Annotated in this window: 12 protein-coding genes and 1 pseudogene; 3 read left to right on the top strand and 10 right to left on the bottom strand. The window is 70.4% G+C overall.

What is annotated here, in order from left to right; translation table 11 throughout:
- Positions 1–15 precede the first annotated feature (15 nt).
- From FVE89_RS21950 to FVE89_RS21940, 3 genes are all read left to right on the top strand, one after another.
- Positions 16–2,211, top strand: coding sequence for a heavy metal translocating P-type ATPase (locus FVE89_RS21950; protein WP_160536390.1), 2,196 nt, complete (start codon positions 16–18; stop codon positions 2,209–2,211).
- A complete protein-coding gene (lspA, locus tag FVE89_RS21945; RefSeq protein ID WP_160536389.1) occupies positions 2,211–2,726 on the top strand; it encodes a signal peptidase II in 516 nt (171 codons plus the stop codon). The genes FVE89_RS21950 and lspA overlap by 1 nt, the downstream gene beginning before the upstream one ends.
- 313 nt (positions 2,727–3,039) lie before the next feature.
- A complete protein-coding gene (locus FVE89_RS21940; RefSeq protein WP_160536388.1) occupies positions 3,040–4,296 on the top strand; it encodes a sodium:proton exchanger in 1,257 nt (418 codons plus the stop codon).
- A gap of 18 nt (positions 4,297–4,314) precedes the next feature.
- Here the strand turns inward: FVE89_RS21940 and FVE89_RS21935 are convergent, their stop codons facing one another.
- The 10 genes and pseudogenes from FVE89_RS21935 to FVE89_RS21895 form a co-directional block, all read right to left on the bottom strand.
- Positions 4,315–5,598, bottom strand: a complete 1,284-nt coding sequence (locus tag FVE89_RS21935; protein WP_160536387.1) for a multidrug ABC transporter ATPase — start codon at positions 5,596–5,598, stop codon at positions 4,315–4,317.
- 136 nt (positions 5,599–5,734) lie between these two features.
- Positions 5,735–7,285, bottom strand: a complete 1,551-nt coding sequence (locus FVE89_RS21930) for a TolC family outer membrane protein (protein ID WP_202130986.1) — start codon at positions 7,283–7,285, stop codon at positions 5,735–5,737.
- Between the two features lie 149 nt (positions 7,286–7,434).
- Positions 7,435–7,833: a hypothetical protein gene (locus FVE89_RS21925; protein WP_160536386.1), complete on the bottom strand. Its 399-nt coding sequence runs from the start codon at positions 7,831–7,833 to the stop codon at positions 7,435–7,437.
- A gap of 169 nt (positions 7,834–8,002) precedes the next feature.
- The gene (locus FVE89_RS30640; protein ID WP_202130985.1) at positions 8,003–8,266 is read right to left on the bottom strand and encodes a hypothetical protein; all 264 of its coding nucleotides are present in this window, start codon (positions 8,264–8,266) and stop codon (positions 8,003–8,005) included.
- Positions 8,263–8,643 carry a hypothetical protein gene (locus FVE89_RS21920; protein WP_202130984.1) on the bottom strand — a complete coding sequence of 127 codons (381 nt, stop codon included), beginning with the start codon at positions 8,641–8,643 and terminating at the stop codon, positions 8,263–8,265. The genes FVE89_RS30640 and FVE89_RS21920 overlap by 4 nt, the downstream gene beginning before the upstream one ends.
- Positions 8,644–8,714: 71 nt before the next feature.
- On the bottom strand, positions 8,715–11,963 hold the full coding sequence (locus FVE89_RS21915) for a CusA/CzcA family heavy metal efflux RND transporter (RefSeq protein WP_160536487.1): 3,249 nt from the start codon (positions 11,961–11,963) through the stop codon (positions 8,715–8,717).
- Positions 11,964–11,977: 14 nt separating this feature from the next.
- Entirely contained in the window at positions 11,978–13,312 is a 1,335-nt protein-coding gene (locus FVE89_RS21910) for an efflux RND transporter periplasmic adaptor subunit (RefSeq protein WP_160536385.1), read from the bottom strand.
- A gap of 132 nt (positions 13,313–13,444) precedes the next feature.
- Positions 13,445–13,759, bottom strand: coding sequence for a hypothetical protein (locus FVE89_RS21905; protein WP_160536384.1), 315 nt, complete (start codon positions 13,757–13,759; stop codon positions 13,445–13,447).
- A 275-nt stretch (positions 13,760–14,034) separates the two neighbouring features.
- Positions 14,035–14,328: pseudogene (locus tag FVE89_RS31315) on the bottom strand (cation transporter); the annotation flags it as partial.
- Positions 14,329–14,480: 152 nt separating this feature from the next.
- The gene (locus FVE89_RS21895) at positions 14,481–14,885 is read right to left on the bottom strand and encodes a helix-turn-helix domain-containing protein (protein ID WP_160536383.1); all 405 of its coding nucleotides are present in this window, start codon (positions 14,883–14,885) and stop codon (positions 14,481–14,483) included.
- Positions 14,886–16,113: the final 1,228 nt, after the last annotated feature.

Raw genomic sequence — 16,113 nt, 5'->3', positions numbered from 1 at the left:
CGAACGGAGCGCACCATGAACCAGGCCGCCGGCGCGGACCGCACATCCTTCCCCACGAACGGACCGCAGGCCCTGCGCTACAAGGTCAAGGGCATGGACTGCCCGACTTGCGCCGGGAAGATCGAGACCGCCGTCTCCCGGCTGCCGGGCGTCGCGGACGTGCGCGTGAACTACGGCAGCCAAGTCCTCGATCTCGCGCTCGACGAGGCCGCGACCCCGAGGACCGAATTGGAGGGGCGAATCGAGCGCCTGGGCTACGGCGTCGCGCCGCTTCCCACGGCCGCGGACCTGGCCATGGCCCAAGCCTCGGGCGGCGCCCCGCCCGCCGAGACCGCGGAGGAGCCAGAGCCGCCGCTCTGGCGGACCCGGAAGGCGCTGCTGGGCATCCTGATCGGCGCCCTGTTCGCCGCCGGCTTCCTGGTCGAGCGGGTCGCGCCGGGCGTGGTGGGCGAGTACGCCTACTGGCCAGGGGCGCTCGTCGGCCTCGCCTATTACGGCCGCCGCGCGGCCGTGGCGGCGTTCGCCGGCACGCCCTTCTCCATCGAGATGCTGATGACGGTCGCGACCGCGGGGGCGCTCGCCATCCACGCCGCCGAGGAGGCCGCCATCGTCGTGCTGCTCTTCACGGTCGGCGAGATGCTGGAGGTCGTGGCGGCGGGCCGGGCGCGGGCCGGCATCAAGGCGCTCGCCGCCCTGGTGCCGAAGACCGCCCGCCTGGTCGACGAGGCCGATGGCACCACCCGCGAGGTGGCAGCCGCATCGCTGGCCATCGGTCAGGTCGTGGTCGTGCGGCCGGGCGACCGCGTGCCCGCCGACGGGGTGATCACCGACGGCGCGTCGAGCCTCGACGAGTCCCCCATCACCGGCGAGTCGGTCCCGAAGCCCAAGGAGGTCGGCGACCCGGTCTACGCCGGCAGCGTCAACGCCGACGGCGCGCTCCAGGTCCGGGTCACAAAGACGGCGGCCGACAACACGGTCGCCCGCATCCTGCACCTCGTCGAGGAGGCGCAAGCGTCGAAGTCGCCCACGGCGCGCTTCATCGACCGGTTCAGCGCGGTCTACACGCCCATCGCGTTCGCGTTCGCGGCCGCGGTCGCGGTCGTGCCGCCGCTGCTCGGCGCCGACTGGGGCACCTGGATCTACCGGGGCCTGGCGCTCCTCCTCATCGCCTGCCCCTGCGCGCTGGTGCTCTCGACCCCGGCGGCCATCGCCTCCGGACTGGCCGCCGGGGCGCGGCGCGGGCTGCTCGTGAAGGGCGGCGCCGCGCTGGAGGTCATCGGGCGGGTGCGCACGGTCGCGTTCGACAAGACCGGGACGCTGACCGCCGGACGGCCGCGGGTCTCGGACATCCTGGTCTTCGCCCCGGACGCGTCGGAGCGCTCGCTTCTCGGGTTGGCCGCCGCGGTCGAGAGCGGAAGCAGCCACCCCATCGCCCGGGCCATCCTCGACCGGGCGAGCGCGGACGGGGTGCCGCTGCGGCCGACGCGGGACGCCCGCGCCATCCCCGGCAAGGCGGTGTCGGCCACGGTGATGGGTCAGACGGTGCTCGTCGCCTCCCCGCGCCACGCCGCCGAGAGCGCGCGGCTCGGCCCCGAGGCCGAGCGCGCGGTCGCGGACCTGGAAGCCGGCGGCAAGACGGTGGTCATCGTCGTCCGCGGCGCCGAGGCCTTGGGCGCCATCGCGGTCCGGGACGAGCCCCGCGCCGACGCGGCGGCTGGCATCTCGGCCCTGCGGAAGCTCGGCGTCCGCAGCGTGATGCTGACCGGCGACAACCGGCGCACGGGCGAGGCGGTCGCGTCCGAACTCGGGCTCGACGTGAAGGCCGAGCTCCTGCCCCAGGACAAGCTCGCCGAGATCGCGGCCCTGAAGGCGGCGGCTCCGGTGGCGATGGTCGGCGACGGCATCAACGACGCGCCGGCGCTCGCCGCCGCCAGCGTCGGCATCGCGATGGGCGGCGGCACCGACGCGGCCCTGGAAACGGCGGACGCGGCGGTGCTGAACGACCGGGTGGGCGACGTGGCCGCGCTGGTCTCCCTCTCTCGGGCGACCCTGGGCAACATCCGCCAGAACGTCGCGATCGCCCTCGGCCTGAAGGCCGTGTTCCTGGTGACGACCATCGCCGGCATCACCGGCCTCTGGCCGGCCATCCTGGCCGACACCGGCGCGACCGTCCTGGTGACGGCCAACGCGCTCCGTCTCCTGAGGGCCTGATGATCTCCCGGTCAGGGTGGGCCGGCCGGGCCGCGACCGTGGCCGGGGTCGCGGTGGCCGCCGCGGCCATCGACCTCGGCGCGAAGGCGGTGGCCGAGGCGTGGCTGGAGGAGGGCGCCGTCAGGGGCGCGCTGCCCTTCGTCGACCTGAGCCTGTCGTTCAACCACGGCATCAGCTTCAGCCTGTTCCCGGCGCACGACCCGTCCTCGCTGGCGCTGCTCCTCGCCATCCAGGGCACGCTCACCTGCCTCGTGGCCGGCTGGGCCCTGGCCGCGGGCGGCGGGCTCGAACGCCTCGGGCTCGCCGCGATAGCGGGCGGGGCCGCCGGCAACTTCGTCGACCGGCTCATGGACGGCGTCGTCACGGACTACCTCGACCTGCACGCCGGCGGCATCCGCTGGTTCACCTTCAACTTGGCGGACGTCTGGATCTCGGCGGGCGTGGTGCTGCTGCTCCTCGACGGATTCCTCGTGTCCGATCGGCGGCGCGCCGCCGCCGAGGGGAAGAGTTTGTGAGGGCTCGATCCGGCGGTCGCCGCCCCGCGGACCGGGTGCGTCCTCGGCTCACGCCAGCCGTTCGGCGCGGCCGCACCGTTCCTGTCGGAGAGCCGAACCGAGCCCCCTCCGACCGGCCGATCACGCACCTCGGGTGAGCGCCGCCAGCGTGATAGGGGCGGGATTGGCCGCGGCCGCCGGACACATCGGGTAGGGCGCCCGGCGAGGTTCGGTCACCACGCCGCGGCCGTGGGTCCGCCCGACGGCGACGCCCGCCGACGGGGACCGCCCGCGCCCGGCTGCCACGGCCCGTGAGTGTGACGAGGAGGGATGAGTGGGACGCTTCCTGATGCTGGTCGCCCTCGCGGTCGCGGCGGCGACACCGGCCCTTACCTTACGGCTGGCCGGCCTGCAGGTCGGGCCCATCGGCGAGACGGCGGCCTTCGGGGCCGCCATTCTCGCGGCGGGCTTCCTGCTGTCCTGGGGGGCGGAAGCCGCCGAGCGGCACGTCTCGCAGGGGCTGATCATCGCCGTCGTCGCCCTCGTGACCGTGCTGCCCGAATATGCGGTCGACCTCTACTACGCCTACCAGGCCGGCAAGGTGGGGCCGGGCTCGCAGTACGTGCACTACGCCGCCGCCAACATGACGGGGGCCAACCGGCTGCTCGTCGGCTTGGCCTGGCCGCTCCTGGTCGCCATCCATTGGGCGCGGGGCGGTGGCCGCGCGGTGGAGTTGACCCGAGCCAACGCGGTCGAGGTCGCCTTCCTGCTCCTGGCGAGCCTGTACGCCTTCGTCATCGTGCTCAAGGACGGCATCGGGCCGCTTGATTTCGTGGTCCTGGCGGCGTTCTTCGGCGCCTATGTCTGGCGCACCCGCAGCGCGCCTGAGGACGAAAATGAGGATGAGGATGAGGAGCCCGGCCCCGCCGCCGCCCTGAACGCGTTGCCCGTGGCTATGCGGTGGGCCGCGACGGCGGCCCTGACGCTGGTCGCCTGCGGGATCATCCTGATCTCGGCCGAGCCGTTCGCCGAGGCGCTGGTCGGCGCCGGCCGGGTCCTCGGCCTCGACGAGTTCCTCCTCATCCAGTGGCTCGCGCCGCTGGCGAGCGAAGCCCCGGCCATGACCGTCGCGGTCCTGTTCGTGCTGGCGGGCCGGGCCGCCAACGGGCTCGGCACCCTCGTCAGCGACAAGATCAGCCAGTGGACGCTACTGGTCGGCATGCTGCCGCTCGCGATGAGCGTCGGCGCGGGCTCATTGGCGAACCTGCCGCTCGACGCCCGCCAGGTGGAGGAGTTCTTCCTGACCGCCGCGCAATCGCTGTTCGCGTTAGGCCTGCTGCTGCGGCTACGTCTCGACCTCCTCTCGGCATTCGCCCTGGCAAGCCTCTTCGGCCTGCAGGTGGTGCTGGCCTTCGCCTACCGGGACGACGCGGCGCGCACGGTGGCGACGCTGGCCACGCTCGCATGGATCTATCTCGGGCTCGCCGCCATCCTGTTTCTCGTGAACCGCCGCCACCTCGTCGAGCTCCTGCGCGTCGCCTTCCTGCCGCCCGCGGCGGGCGCCCCGGGCCGGCCGGAGCGGCCGGATTGAACGCTTGGCCGCTCGGGCCTACCGGGGTGCAGGGTCGGGCGGAGCGGGGCGGAGCGCCGTCGTGACCTCCTCGAAGCGGGCGTTCGCGTCGGACCAGCTCTGGACAAAATCGAACACCTCGCGCATCGCCGGCGCGATCTCCCTGTAGGCCGCCAGCGCGGCGACGAGCGCGCCGAGCGAGAGGCGCTCCTGCACGACCAGGTAGCCGCCGATCGCGAAGAAGAAGAACGGCGTCAGGTTGGAGGTGTAGTTGTACAAGCCTTTGAGGCGGCCCTTGAGGTCGTTGATCTCGACCCGCACGCGCTCAAGGTCCTCGGCCAAGCGCATCTGCCGCGACCGGGCCGGCGTCCGTGCGGGCCGGTCGCGTGGCGGCGTGGCCTCCCGACCGGCCGGCGCCGCGGTCAGGAGACCTCCCAAGGCCCGCGTCGCGTGAACCCGCTCGCGCACCTTCGCGTTCAGGCGCCGCTGCAGGGGCGGCAGCAGCGTGAGCTGGACCGGCAGCATCATCAGCGCCGCCAACGCGAGGGCGGCGTTCTGGATGAGCAGGAAGACGATGCTGGTCGCGAGCGTTCCGCCCTGCACGAGCGGCACGACAACGAGGCTCCCGCCGAAATAGCCGATCGGCTCGACTTCCTGCATGGCCACGGCCGCCAGCGCGGCCCGTCGATCGGGCGAGGGCTCGTCGCGCGCACGACGGAGGATGGCGAGGCGCAGGCGGCGCACGAGACGCTCGTTGACGCGGCCGCGCGACCGGTTGACCGCATACTTCGAGAGCCCGCCGAGCGTGAGCACGGCCAGGTAGCTCCCGCACAGGGCGAACAGTAGCTCCACCTGGCTCAGGGTGAAGCCGAGGACCACCATCTCCGGATGCCCATCTCCGTCAGCGTCGGTGATGGCGCGATTGATGATGTGCTTGGGGATTTCGAGGAGGAGCCACGCCGCGGGCAGCGTCAGCAGCGAGAGCAGCACGAGACGCAGCTGGAAGCGCAGCGTCGCACGGACGACGAAACGCTCCAGGCGCCAGCCATAGGTGCCCTCGCGGGCGCCGCCCAATGACGGCACCGACCCGGTCCGGTGCTGGCGCGACGGAACGGCAACCGGGTGGACCCGTCGACGTCCTCCCGGCCCCAGCCATCGCAGGCCGAGCCGGACCAGCAGCCATCCTGTCCAGGCCGGCGCGACCACGAAGGCGAGCAGGGCCGGGAGGTCGACCCACCAGTGGCTGTGGGGGTAATCGATCCCCGTCATCCGATGGGCCAAGGCATGGATCAGGGAGGGCGTGACCAAGAAGGGCTCCGACATGGTGTCCGGCCCTCTCTCGTGAGGGCCTCTGGGCTTCCGGGGCCGTTCCGTGTCGGCGGCGGGGTTGGAAGCAGGGTTGGCGCAGGGTGGCCGGGCCGCGGGCAATCCGGGGAGAAAGGCGGACCCGGGCTGGGCGTCAGCGGCCGTCGGGCGTGCGCAGGCCCGCCCAGAGGTTCTCGACCTGGTCGTAGTGGGCCTTGGCGCCGTAGGGGGCCACGGGCAGCTCCGCGAAGCGCGCGGTGAGGCGGCCGAGCGCCTGGACCAGGCCGTAGGAGAACACGACGCGGTCGCGCTGCGCCACGACCAGACCCACCCGGGCGTTGAGCAGTTCCTGTTGGGCGTTCAGGACATCGAGGGTGGTGCGCTGGCCGGCCCGCGCCTCGTCGCGCACGCCGGCCAGCGCCACCTCGTTGGCCTGGACCTGGGCTTGTGAGGCGGCGACCTGCGCCTTCGAGGCCTCAAGCTGTGCCCAGGCTGCGACGATGCCGGCGCGGACGGCGTCGCGCACCTGCTCCGCCTCGATGCGCAGCTGCCCGGCCTGCTCCTTGGCCTGCCGGACCTGCGCGTAGACCTGCCCGCCCTCGTAGACGGGAACCGTCACCTGCCCGGTGATCCCGGCCGCGAGGACATCGTCCCCCGGCTCCTCCTCGTCGCGGCGCCTCTGCACGACGCCGGAGGCGCCGGCCCGAGGGTAGAGCCTCCCCTCGAAAACCTTCGCCTGCGCCTCCGCGGCATCGACCGCGTGGAGCGCGGAGAGGATCCGTGGATGTTCGGCCAGCCCTATGCCGAGCGCGAGTTCGAGACGTGGCGGGACCAGGCGGTCGAGCGGGCGCCCGGGGGCAAGCCGGTGCGGGTCCACGCCGATGACTTGGCGGAAGACGCCGGTGCGGGCACGGAGCTGCGCCTCCGCCGCGCTCAGCTGCGAGCGGGCTCCGGCCAAGCGGGCGTCGGCCTGCGCGGCATCCGTCCGCGTCAGCTCGCCGAGTCTGAAGCGCAGGCTCGTCTGGCGGCGCTGCTCCTCCAGAACCGCGATGTTGTTGCGGTTGAGCTCCACGGTCGCGGTGTCGCGCAGGACATCCATGTAGGCCTGCGCGGCGTTGAAAAGGATCGTGTTCTCGGCGGAGCGCAAGGCCTCGCGCTGGTCGAGCACGTTCGATTCCGCACGACGGGTGTCGTTGTCCGTCTGGAAGCCGTTGAAGAGGGTCTGTTCGACGGTCAGCCCCGCACCGCGCGGGAAAGAGGTGCGCGCCAGGCGCTCGCCACCTGCGACCCCCTGCACGTTCCGTACCCCGATGTCCGCGTCCGCGGCGACGGTCGGGCGGTAGCCGGCCCGCGCCATCGCGACCTCCTCGTCCGTCGCCCGCAAGCCCGCCCGCGTCGCGTTCAGCTCCGGGTTCGCGCGGTATGCGCGCCCCAGCGAGCCCTCCAGCGTCTCGGCCCGCGGGCTGCCGACCGCGGCCGCGAGTGCCGCGAGCGCCACCGCGAGGGCGCGCCGGCCGAGCCGACATGGCCCAAGCCTCGCTCGGGGCGGCCAGACCGCTTCCGGGGTGTCTGACGGCAGTGGGCTCCCTCTTACTGAGGAGCCCAAGACGTCCGACGGTTGTCTTCGGGCTGGCCGGAGCCCGTCGGCGCCGGGGTCGACGGTCGGCCGTGCGGGGGTGGCCAAGGGGGGACTGGGTACGCGCATCGCTCCACCCGATCTCGTAGGCGGTTCCGACCTGCGGCTCCGTCACGGCGACGGGCCGCGCGCTCACGCGAGGCGAGCGCACTCACATCCGGGTCATGGGACGAAGCTTTTGACCCGGGGCGCCGCCGCGGCTCGCGGCAGCCGAGCGATCAGGCGCGTGGCGGGTCGTGGGGCGGGGCGGCCTTTCGGGACCGGAAGCCGTCGCCGGACAACGGGAATTCCAGGGCCTGCGCGACGCGCGCGGGCACCGCGAGGGCGCCGTCGGGCCGAATGGTCCCATGACAGGAGCAGTGACCGTTGCACCGGGGCGATCCTGGGTGCCCGCGGTCCGAGCGGTCGTCCGCAGCCGACACGGTCGCATCCGGCTCGAACAGGGACAACGTGCCGGGCCCATTCGCGTGGTCGGGTCCGACCCGGGGCGATGTCAGCGCCGGGTCCACGAGGGCGATGATCAGGGCGAAGGCGAGCAGGCAGGCCAATGCACGGCGCCAAGTCCCGTCGGCGCGCCGGTCCCGGAGCCGCCGAAGCTCGATGAGGGACGAGGCCATGAACCGAGGCTTTCCGGCCACCGTAGGGCTAGCCAGGATGGATGGTGCCGACGGACCGCCCGGTGCAGACTGCAGGCGCGCGCTGTATCCCCCGCTATCGAGCACGCGAGCCACAACCGTCCGATCCTGAACGCGGCTCCTCTCGACAGGGGGCTTCATCCCGACCTCGTCACTTCGCCCGGGCCGCCGTGCCGTACCGGAACGCCGCGAGGCCGACGCCGGCCATGCTCGTCGTCCTGGCGCCACCGAACGAGCTTCCGCCTTCGAGGGATCCGCTCCCGCGCATGCCGCACCCGCCGGGATTTGCACCGAGGAGCCTCATCAAGGGGGCGTCGACACCGATCAGGTCGGCGACGTGCACGCCGGCCGGGTGTCCGGTCGCCTCGCGACGGACTGCCGAGCAGGCTGGGTAGCCGGGGCCGAATGCGGTCATGACGCGTTCGCGCCGCCCATCCGTGAACTCGCGGCGGGCCAGGAGCGCCCGGTCGCCCGGCAGGGCTCGAAATCGGCCAGGGGCCCCGGTCCGGGCGCGCCATAGCGGCGCACGCCCTCGTCGTGGATGGCGCGCCGCGTCCTCGCCAGGGCCTCGCCCGACTTCGGCAAGCCGCCCCGAACGACCTGTTGCAGCCCTTTGTCCCGGCAGACCTTGAGGGATACCTCCGCGGTGGCCGCCCGGAGAAGGGGCTGCCAGCCATTCGGATGGTGGAGCGCGGTCAGGTTGGCGTCGCGGACGACCCTGAGCGGATGCGGGACAGCGTCGACCGGCCCCCAGGACGACCCGAACGGTGGGTCGCCGCCGTCGCCGCCCATCGCGGGAGATGCGAAAGTGGAAGGCGGCGAGGGAGGCCATGGCGGCCGTGATCGCGAGGACGCGCACGGGCCTACTCCGCGGCCCTGAGGTGCCGCGGCACCGTCTCCGTCGGCCGCATAGTGGCCTTCGGCGTCGCCGCCCTGCCAAAGCGGGCGTAGAGGGCCGGGAGGACCACGAGCGTCAGGAGGGTGGCGCTGATCAGGCCGCCGATCACCACGGTGGCGAGCGGCCGCTGCACCTCGGCACCGGTCTCGGTCGCGAGCGCCATCGGCACGAACCCCAGGGAGGCGACGAGCGCCGTCATCGCCACCGGCCGCAGCCGGGTCATGGCTCCCTCCAGGATGGCTTCCCGCTTCGGGCGTCCCTCGGCCACGAGCTGCTTGACGAAGGTCAGCATCACGAGGCCGTTCAGCACCGCCACGCCCGAGAGAGCGATGAATCCGACCGCGGCCGGCACCGACAGCGGCATCCCCCGCAGCCACAGGGCCGCGATGCCGCCGGTGAGCGCCAGCGGCACGGCGCTGAACACGAGGAGCGCGTCCCGAGCGCTACCCAGGGCCGAGTAGAGCAGCAGGAAGATCAGGAAGAAGCACACCGGCACCACCACGGTCAGGCGCTGGCGGGCCGAGGCGAGGTTCTCGAACTGGCCGCCCCAGGTCACGTAGTAGCCTGGCGGCATTTGTACCTGGCTGGCCACCCTGGCCTGGGCCTCGGCGACGAGCGAGCCGATGTCGCGGCCGCGCACGTTGGCGGTGACCACGACGCGCCGCCGGCCGTTCTCGCGGCTGACCTGGTTAGGTCCCTCGGTCACGGTGAAGCTCGCCACCTGCTTCAGGAGCACGGAGGCGGCGCGGCCGTTCGGCCCGGGGGGCAGGGACACCGGGATGTTCTCCAGGGCCTCCCGGTCCTCGCGGACCTTGTCGGTCAGACGTACCACGATGGGGAAGCGCCGGTCGCCCTCGAAGACGACGCCCGCATCCTTGCCGCCGATGGCCGCGCCGATGACCTCCTGGATCGCCCCGGTGCTGAGACCGAGCCGCGCAGCCTCGGCCTTGTCGATCTTGATCTCAAGGATTGGGAGTCCGGCGGTCTGCTCGACCTTGACGTCCTCCGCACCGTGCGTGCCCCGCAGGATCTCGGCAATTCGGTTGGCGGCCTGCTTCATCGCCCCGAACTCGTCGCCGAACACCTTCACGGCGAGGTCGCCCCGTGTCCCGGCGAGCAGCTCGTTGAAGCGCAGCTGGATCGGCTGGGAGAACTCGTAGGTATTGCCGGCGAGCTCGCCCACGGCCTTCTCGATCTGTTCCTGCAACTCGGACTTGGACAGCTCCGGATCCGGCCATTCCGCCTGCGGCTTGAGCATCACGAACGTGTCGGAGGAGTTCTGCGGCATCGGGTCGGTGGCGACCTCGGCGGTACCGGTCTTCGAGAACACGTAGGCGACCTGCGGGAACTTCGAGACGGCCTGCTCGATCCTGAGCTGCATCGCCTGCGACTGGCTCAGCGAGGTCGAGGGGATGCGCAGCGCGTTCATCGCGATGCTCTTCTCGTCCAGGGTCGGGATGAACTCGGTCCCGAGCCTTGCGGCAAGCAGACCGGCCCCCACCAGCAGCAGCAGGGCGGCGCCGATGAAGGCGAACGGCGTCCGGACAGCTACGGCGAGGATCGGCCGATACGCCGCCTTCAGCGCCCGGATGATGAAGTTGTCCTTCTCCGTGACGCGGCCGGTGATCATGATGGCGATCAGGGCCGGCACGAAGGTCAGCGACAGCACGAAGGCGGCCGCGAGCGCCAGGATGACGGTCAGCGCCATGGGCTGGAACATCTTGCCTTCGACGCCCGTGAAGGTCAGGAGCGGGACGTAGACCAGCATGATGATCGCCTGCCCGTAGAGGGACGGCTTGATCATCTCCTCTGCGGAGGCGCGCACCGTCTCCAGGCGCTCCTCCAGTTCGAGCGGCCGCCCGATCGCGTGCTGCCGCTCGGCGAGGTGGCGCAGCGCGTTCTCGGTGATGATCACCGCCCCGTCGACGATGAGCCCGAAATCCAGCGCCCCGAGGCTCATCAGGTTGGCCGAGATTTTTCCTTCGACCATGCCGGTCACGGTCATCAGCATCGCGACCGGGATGACCAGCGCCGTGATCAACGCCGCCCGGATGTTGCCGAGCAGCAGGAACAGAATGACGATCACGAGGGCCGCGCCCTCCGCGAGGTTCCGGCCCACCGTGCGGATCGTGGCCTCGACGAGCTGCGTCCGGTCGAGGACCGTCTGGACCTCGACGCCCGGCGGCAGGGCGCGCCGGATCTGCGCCATGCGAGCGTCGACGGCGGCCGCCACCGTGCGGCTGTTCTCGCCGATCAGCATCAGGGCGGTGCCGACGACCGCCTCCTGCCCATTCTGGCTGCCCGAGCCGGTGCGCAGGTCGCGGCCGATGCGCACCTCGGCGATATCCTTGATCCGGACGGGTACGCCGCCGCGGGTCGTGACGACGACGTTGCCGATCTCGTCCATGCTCTCCAGGCGACCCGAGGACCTGACGACGTAGCCCTCGCCGTTGTCCTCCAGGTAGCGGGCGCCCTGGTTGGCGTTGTTGGCCTGGAGCGCCCGGGCGACGTCCGCGAAGGACAGGTCGAGCGAGGTTAGCTTCGTCGGGTCGGGCTGGACGTGGTACTGCTTCTCGAAGCCGCCGATCCCGTCGACCCCGGCCACGCCCGCAACGGTCCTCACCTGGGGCCGGATGACCCAGTCCTGGATCGTCCTCAGGTAGGCGGCCCGTTCGAGGTCGTTTGTCAGCCGCTGACCCTCGGGGGTCAGGTAGGCGCCGTCGGGCTGCCAGCCCGGCTTGCCGGGAGCCGCGATCTTGCGTTCTGCGGGCGCGGCGTACCGGACCGTCCACATGTAGATCTCACCCAGGCCCGTGGTGATGGGGCCCATGTGCGGTTCGACCTCGGAGGGCAGCGCCTCGCGGGCCTCGCTCAGGCGCTCCACCACCTGCTGGCGGGCGAAGTAAAGGTCGACGTTGTCGCTGAAGACCGCCGTGACCTGCGAGAAGCCGTTGCGCGATAGGGAGCGGGTGTATTCGAGGCCCTTGATCCCGGCGAGCGCGGTCTCCACCGGGTAGGTCACCTGCCGCTCGATGTCGAAGGGCGAGAGCGCGGGCGCGACCGTGTTGATCTGCACCTGGTTGTTGGTGATGTCGGGCACCGCGTCGATAGGCAGCTTCGTCAGCGCGTAGCCGCCGAAGCCGGCGGCGAGCAGCGACAGGAGCAGCACCAGCCAGCGCTGGCGGACCGAGATGTCGAGGATGCGGCTGATCATGGTCGGCATGCCCCTCAGTCGTTGTCGCCGGCTTCGGCCTTGCCGAGCTCGGCCTTCAGCAGGAAGGAGTTGCCGACCGCGATCTCCTCGCCGGCCTTGAGGCCCACCGTGACCTCGAAGGCCTCGTCGTCGGAGTGCCCGAGCTCGACCTCGCGCCTCTCGAAGCCTGCCTCGGTGCGCACGAAGACCACGCGTTTGCCCTCGACGGTCTGAAGGGCGGCCTTGGGGATGCGCACGGCGACCGCGTCCCGGGCGATCTCCACCTCGGCGGTGACGAAGGTGCCGGGCCGCCACGCGAGGTCCGGGTTCGGCAGGGCGACGATCACCCGGGCCGAGCGCGTCTCCTGGTTGAGGAGCGGGCTGACGAACACGACCTTACCCTCCCCATGGCGGCCGCCACCCGCTTGACCCAGGGAGACCGCGACGCGCGCGCCATCCCGAACATTGGCCAGATCCAGGGTCGATACGGAGAGTTCGATCCACACGGACGAGAGGTCGGCCACCGTGTAGAGGTCGGCGGGATCCCCCTCGCCGCCGAGCTTGGTGCCCACGTCCACCTTGCGCTCGACGATGCGTCCCGATAGGGGCGAGCGCAACTCGAACAGGCGCAGGCTCGACCGGTTCGGGGTGGCCTCGTCGCGCTTCTGGGCCGCCGCGACCTCGGCGGCGTTGAGCCCCAGCGCGGACAGCTTCTGGCGGGCGAGGTCGACGCGCAGCTGGTTCTCCAGGAACGTCGCACGGGCGTTCTGGAACGCGGCCTCGGACGCGGCCTGAGACGCGAGTAGCTTTTGCTGGCGCTCGTAATTGATCTTCTGAAGTTCGGCTTGGACCAAGGCGGTCAGGTACTCGCTCTTGGCGTCGGCGACCTCGCGGCTGTCCAGCACGGCGACGATCTCGTCCTTCTGGACGTCGTCGCCGAGGCGCTTGCGCAACTCGGCCACCGTGCCGACGACCCGGGCCGGGATGCGGGCGATCCGGTCGGTGTTGGGCGTGATGGTTCCGGGCACCAGAAGGTGCCTTGCGAGCGTGCCGCCCTCGACCTTCAGGACCTTGATATCCTGCGCGGCGACCTGCTCGGGCCGCATCCTGACGATGCCTTCCGGGGCATGCGCCTCGCCGGCACCGTTCGGCTCCAGCGGTGCCGGCTCCGACCCATGGGCATCGGCGTCCTCGTGAGGCTTCTCGTCGCTCGCCGGCGGGGAGGCCATCCCAGGGGCTGCTTGCAGGAACGGGATGTTCCGGGCGCCCACGGCGTCGAGGGTTTCGTGAATGCGTGAGGACACGCCGGGAACGGCACCGCCGATGGCGATGCCGGCGACCAGGATGGCCGCGGACAGGAGAATGCGCATGAAGCCGGACTCGACCGGGATGCCGCGCGCCGCCCGGATTGCGAGCGAGCATCGGCTCCTAGATTTCAGGTGTGGGGTTTTCGGGTGCCCAGCCTTCGGCCGGGCGCGCACGCCGCTCGGGGCGCGCTCACCTCACACGCGAGGCGGCCTCGACAGGCGATCGGGCCAAACGGGCGCCAGCGGTCCAGCGACCACGGACGCGACGCGGCGGCCGGTATCGGGACATGTCGTGACGGCGCCGCCCTCGGTCCGTATGACCGGATGGCAGCCGCAATGCACGTGGCAGGCGAGGCCGAGTTCAGCGGATCCCGAGACGGGGTGCTCTGCGTCGACGGTCAGCGCTGGAGCGTCCGAAATCGACGCATGCCGAACCTGGGCGCCGGTCATGTCGGCGGCGAGGCCAAGGTCGGGTGCCGCCAGCGTCAGCGCCAGCACGAACGCGAGCATGCGCGAGGCGGTTGTCCACCAGCCTCGCGGCGCGCCGCCGCCCCAATGCCACCGCCCTACGGTCATGCCGCCCTTATGCGCGAGTGGAGGTCTTCTGCACAAGTCGAATTTCGCGCGTTCGGGGCATCGGCCGCCCGGCCATGGATCTTGAGCATCCTCGGCCGCTAGCCCCGGGACCCTTCGGACCAAGCGACCCGGGGCATGCCTCTCGGCCCTACCATCGTTGGAAGCGCATCCGGCCGAGGTGGCACTGGCTGGGAAGCGTCGTGTCCCGCCACGGCGACGAAGAGGGACAAGGCGTTGAACAGGGATGCGAGGTTCGAGGAACCGTTCGTCCCGTAGGTTTGGCGGGAGGTCTGGGCTCGCTTCGCCAGCACGGTCGCGACCCGGGCCACCACGAGGCCGAGCAAGGCGGAAAGGTTGTGGCCCGCATCCGCCAGGAGCGCCACGGATTGCCAAAGGATGCCATAGGCCGCCCCGACGACCACGAACCTGGACGTTAGGACGACCCCGACGGCGAAGGCCCTGCCGAAGCTTGCCGGCGCATGGGTGTGCCCGCCATGGGCGTGGGAACGATCATCCTGGTCGTGGTGTCCGTCGACTTCGCCCCGGTCTGGCTCACTCGGGCGGAGCAGGCCCCGCAAGGCGATCTGAAGATGCCTCGCTTCCTCTGGCAGCTAGAGGAGACTTGGTTCCGGCATGATCAGCGCCGCTCGCTCAGTCACTCTCCGTGATCAGCCAGCACCTCGATGATCCTGCACTCGCGGACTTGGCCGCCGGTACAGCGGTCGAGCATCGCCTGGATTTCTGCCCTGAGACCCGTCAGTCGCTCGATCCGGTCGTCGATGTCGGCAAGCTGCTGCCGGGCGACGACATCGGCATCCGCGCAGGGCCGCTCGGGATGGGCGGCGAGATCGAGCAGCGCCCGAATGGCCTCCACCTCGAACCCAAGCTCACGCGCGTGCCGGATGAAGCGCAGGCGTTTGACCGTCTCCTCGTCGTAGGTCCGGCGGTTGGTTTGCGTCCGTTCCGGCGCGGGCAGCAATCCGATGGATTCATAGAACCGGATGGTCGGGACCTTGACCCCGGTCCGCTCCGACAACACGCCGATGGCGAATGACCGCATACGACCCCTCTGATGCTCTAGTCACTAGAGACGTACGGGCATCACAGCGGCTTGTGAAGGCACACGACAAGTCGGTCCACCGGCGCTGCGCATTCTTTGATCGGCCGGCTCCGATCCCGCCAGGACGGCGTGTCCGCGACTGCATGCACCGGGGACGCGTACATATTGGTGCCTGACCTTTGGGGAGGATCTGAGTGTGGCCCCAGCCCGGTCGGGCTCCGAAAACACGAACCTGCAGCGGTCGATTTCTGCCATCGGTGCGGATGACACGCGCAAGCCACGACCGACGGGCGACCGGAGAGGCGTCTCTGGCCTAAGAAGACGCGCCATTCAGGGCTGAGCCGAAGAAAGGTGGCCGCAAATATCAAGCGCCGTCCCTGAGAACGTCACATCCCCGACCCCGACGCGGAGGGATCAGGCGGCTTGATCAACTCACGGATCGCCGGGACGCGAACGGAGGCGAAAAAGTCTTGCGCCACAAGATTATACTTGTAGAATCTTTCCTGGCGTGGAGTCGCGCCTGGATGACGCCAGTCGGAACTTATGTGGCGTCCAAGAGGAAATGGCGCACCCGACACGATTCGAACGTGTGACCTTTGCCTTCGGAGGGCAACGCTAGATCGAGCTTCGGTCAACGGTTGATCAACCGTGCGGTTCAAAACCCTTGAATGATCAGTCTGTTACCGCCTTACGCTACACCCACTCTGGTCCAATAACAAGCGAGCCTAGCCGCACGATCCGCCTTATCGTTGTGACAGCGTTGTGACAGGCAAGGGGCCATAGAGGAAGCCTGATACAACGCTCCTGAAAGATAGGACGGGCATCAGGCCACGCGTGGGCAGGGAGCATCAGCCTACGATCTGAGACCGGAATATGAAGCGCTTGCGGATCGCGGCCGGATGCTCTCGTATCAATGCACCCGTGACGAATTGGATGCGCGAGACCGCTAAGCTGGATCCGGGCATCGGTCCTAATCACGGCTGGCGACACACCTTCAGGATCCTAGCGCTTGAAGCGGGGATCGAAGAAAGCTTACGTGATGCGATTACGGGGCATCGTATTACGTCAGTAGGCCGGCGATACGAGACACCGACCCTCAGGATGCTCGCAGACACTATGGCCAAATTCCCGCGCTACCGTATCGGGACTCGGACAGCTGGCGAACTAACGATTAAATTATATTAGATCTCGTCTACTAATACCATCTTTATCGCGATTATTATAGAGG

The sequence above is a fragment of the Methylobacterium sp. 2A genome (assembly GCF_009806555.1).
In the GTDB taxonomy this organism is placed as follows: Bacteria; Pseudomonadota; Alphaproteobacteria; order Rhizobiales; family Beijerinckiaceae; genus Methylobacterium.
The sequence above is the reverse complement of the archived record's forward strand: the minus strand, read 5'-3'. Positions and strand labels throughout refer to the sequence as shown.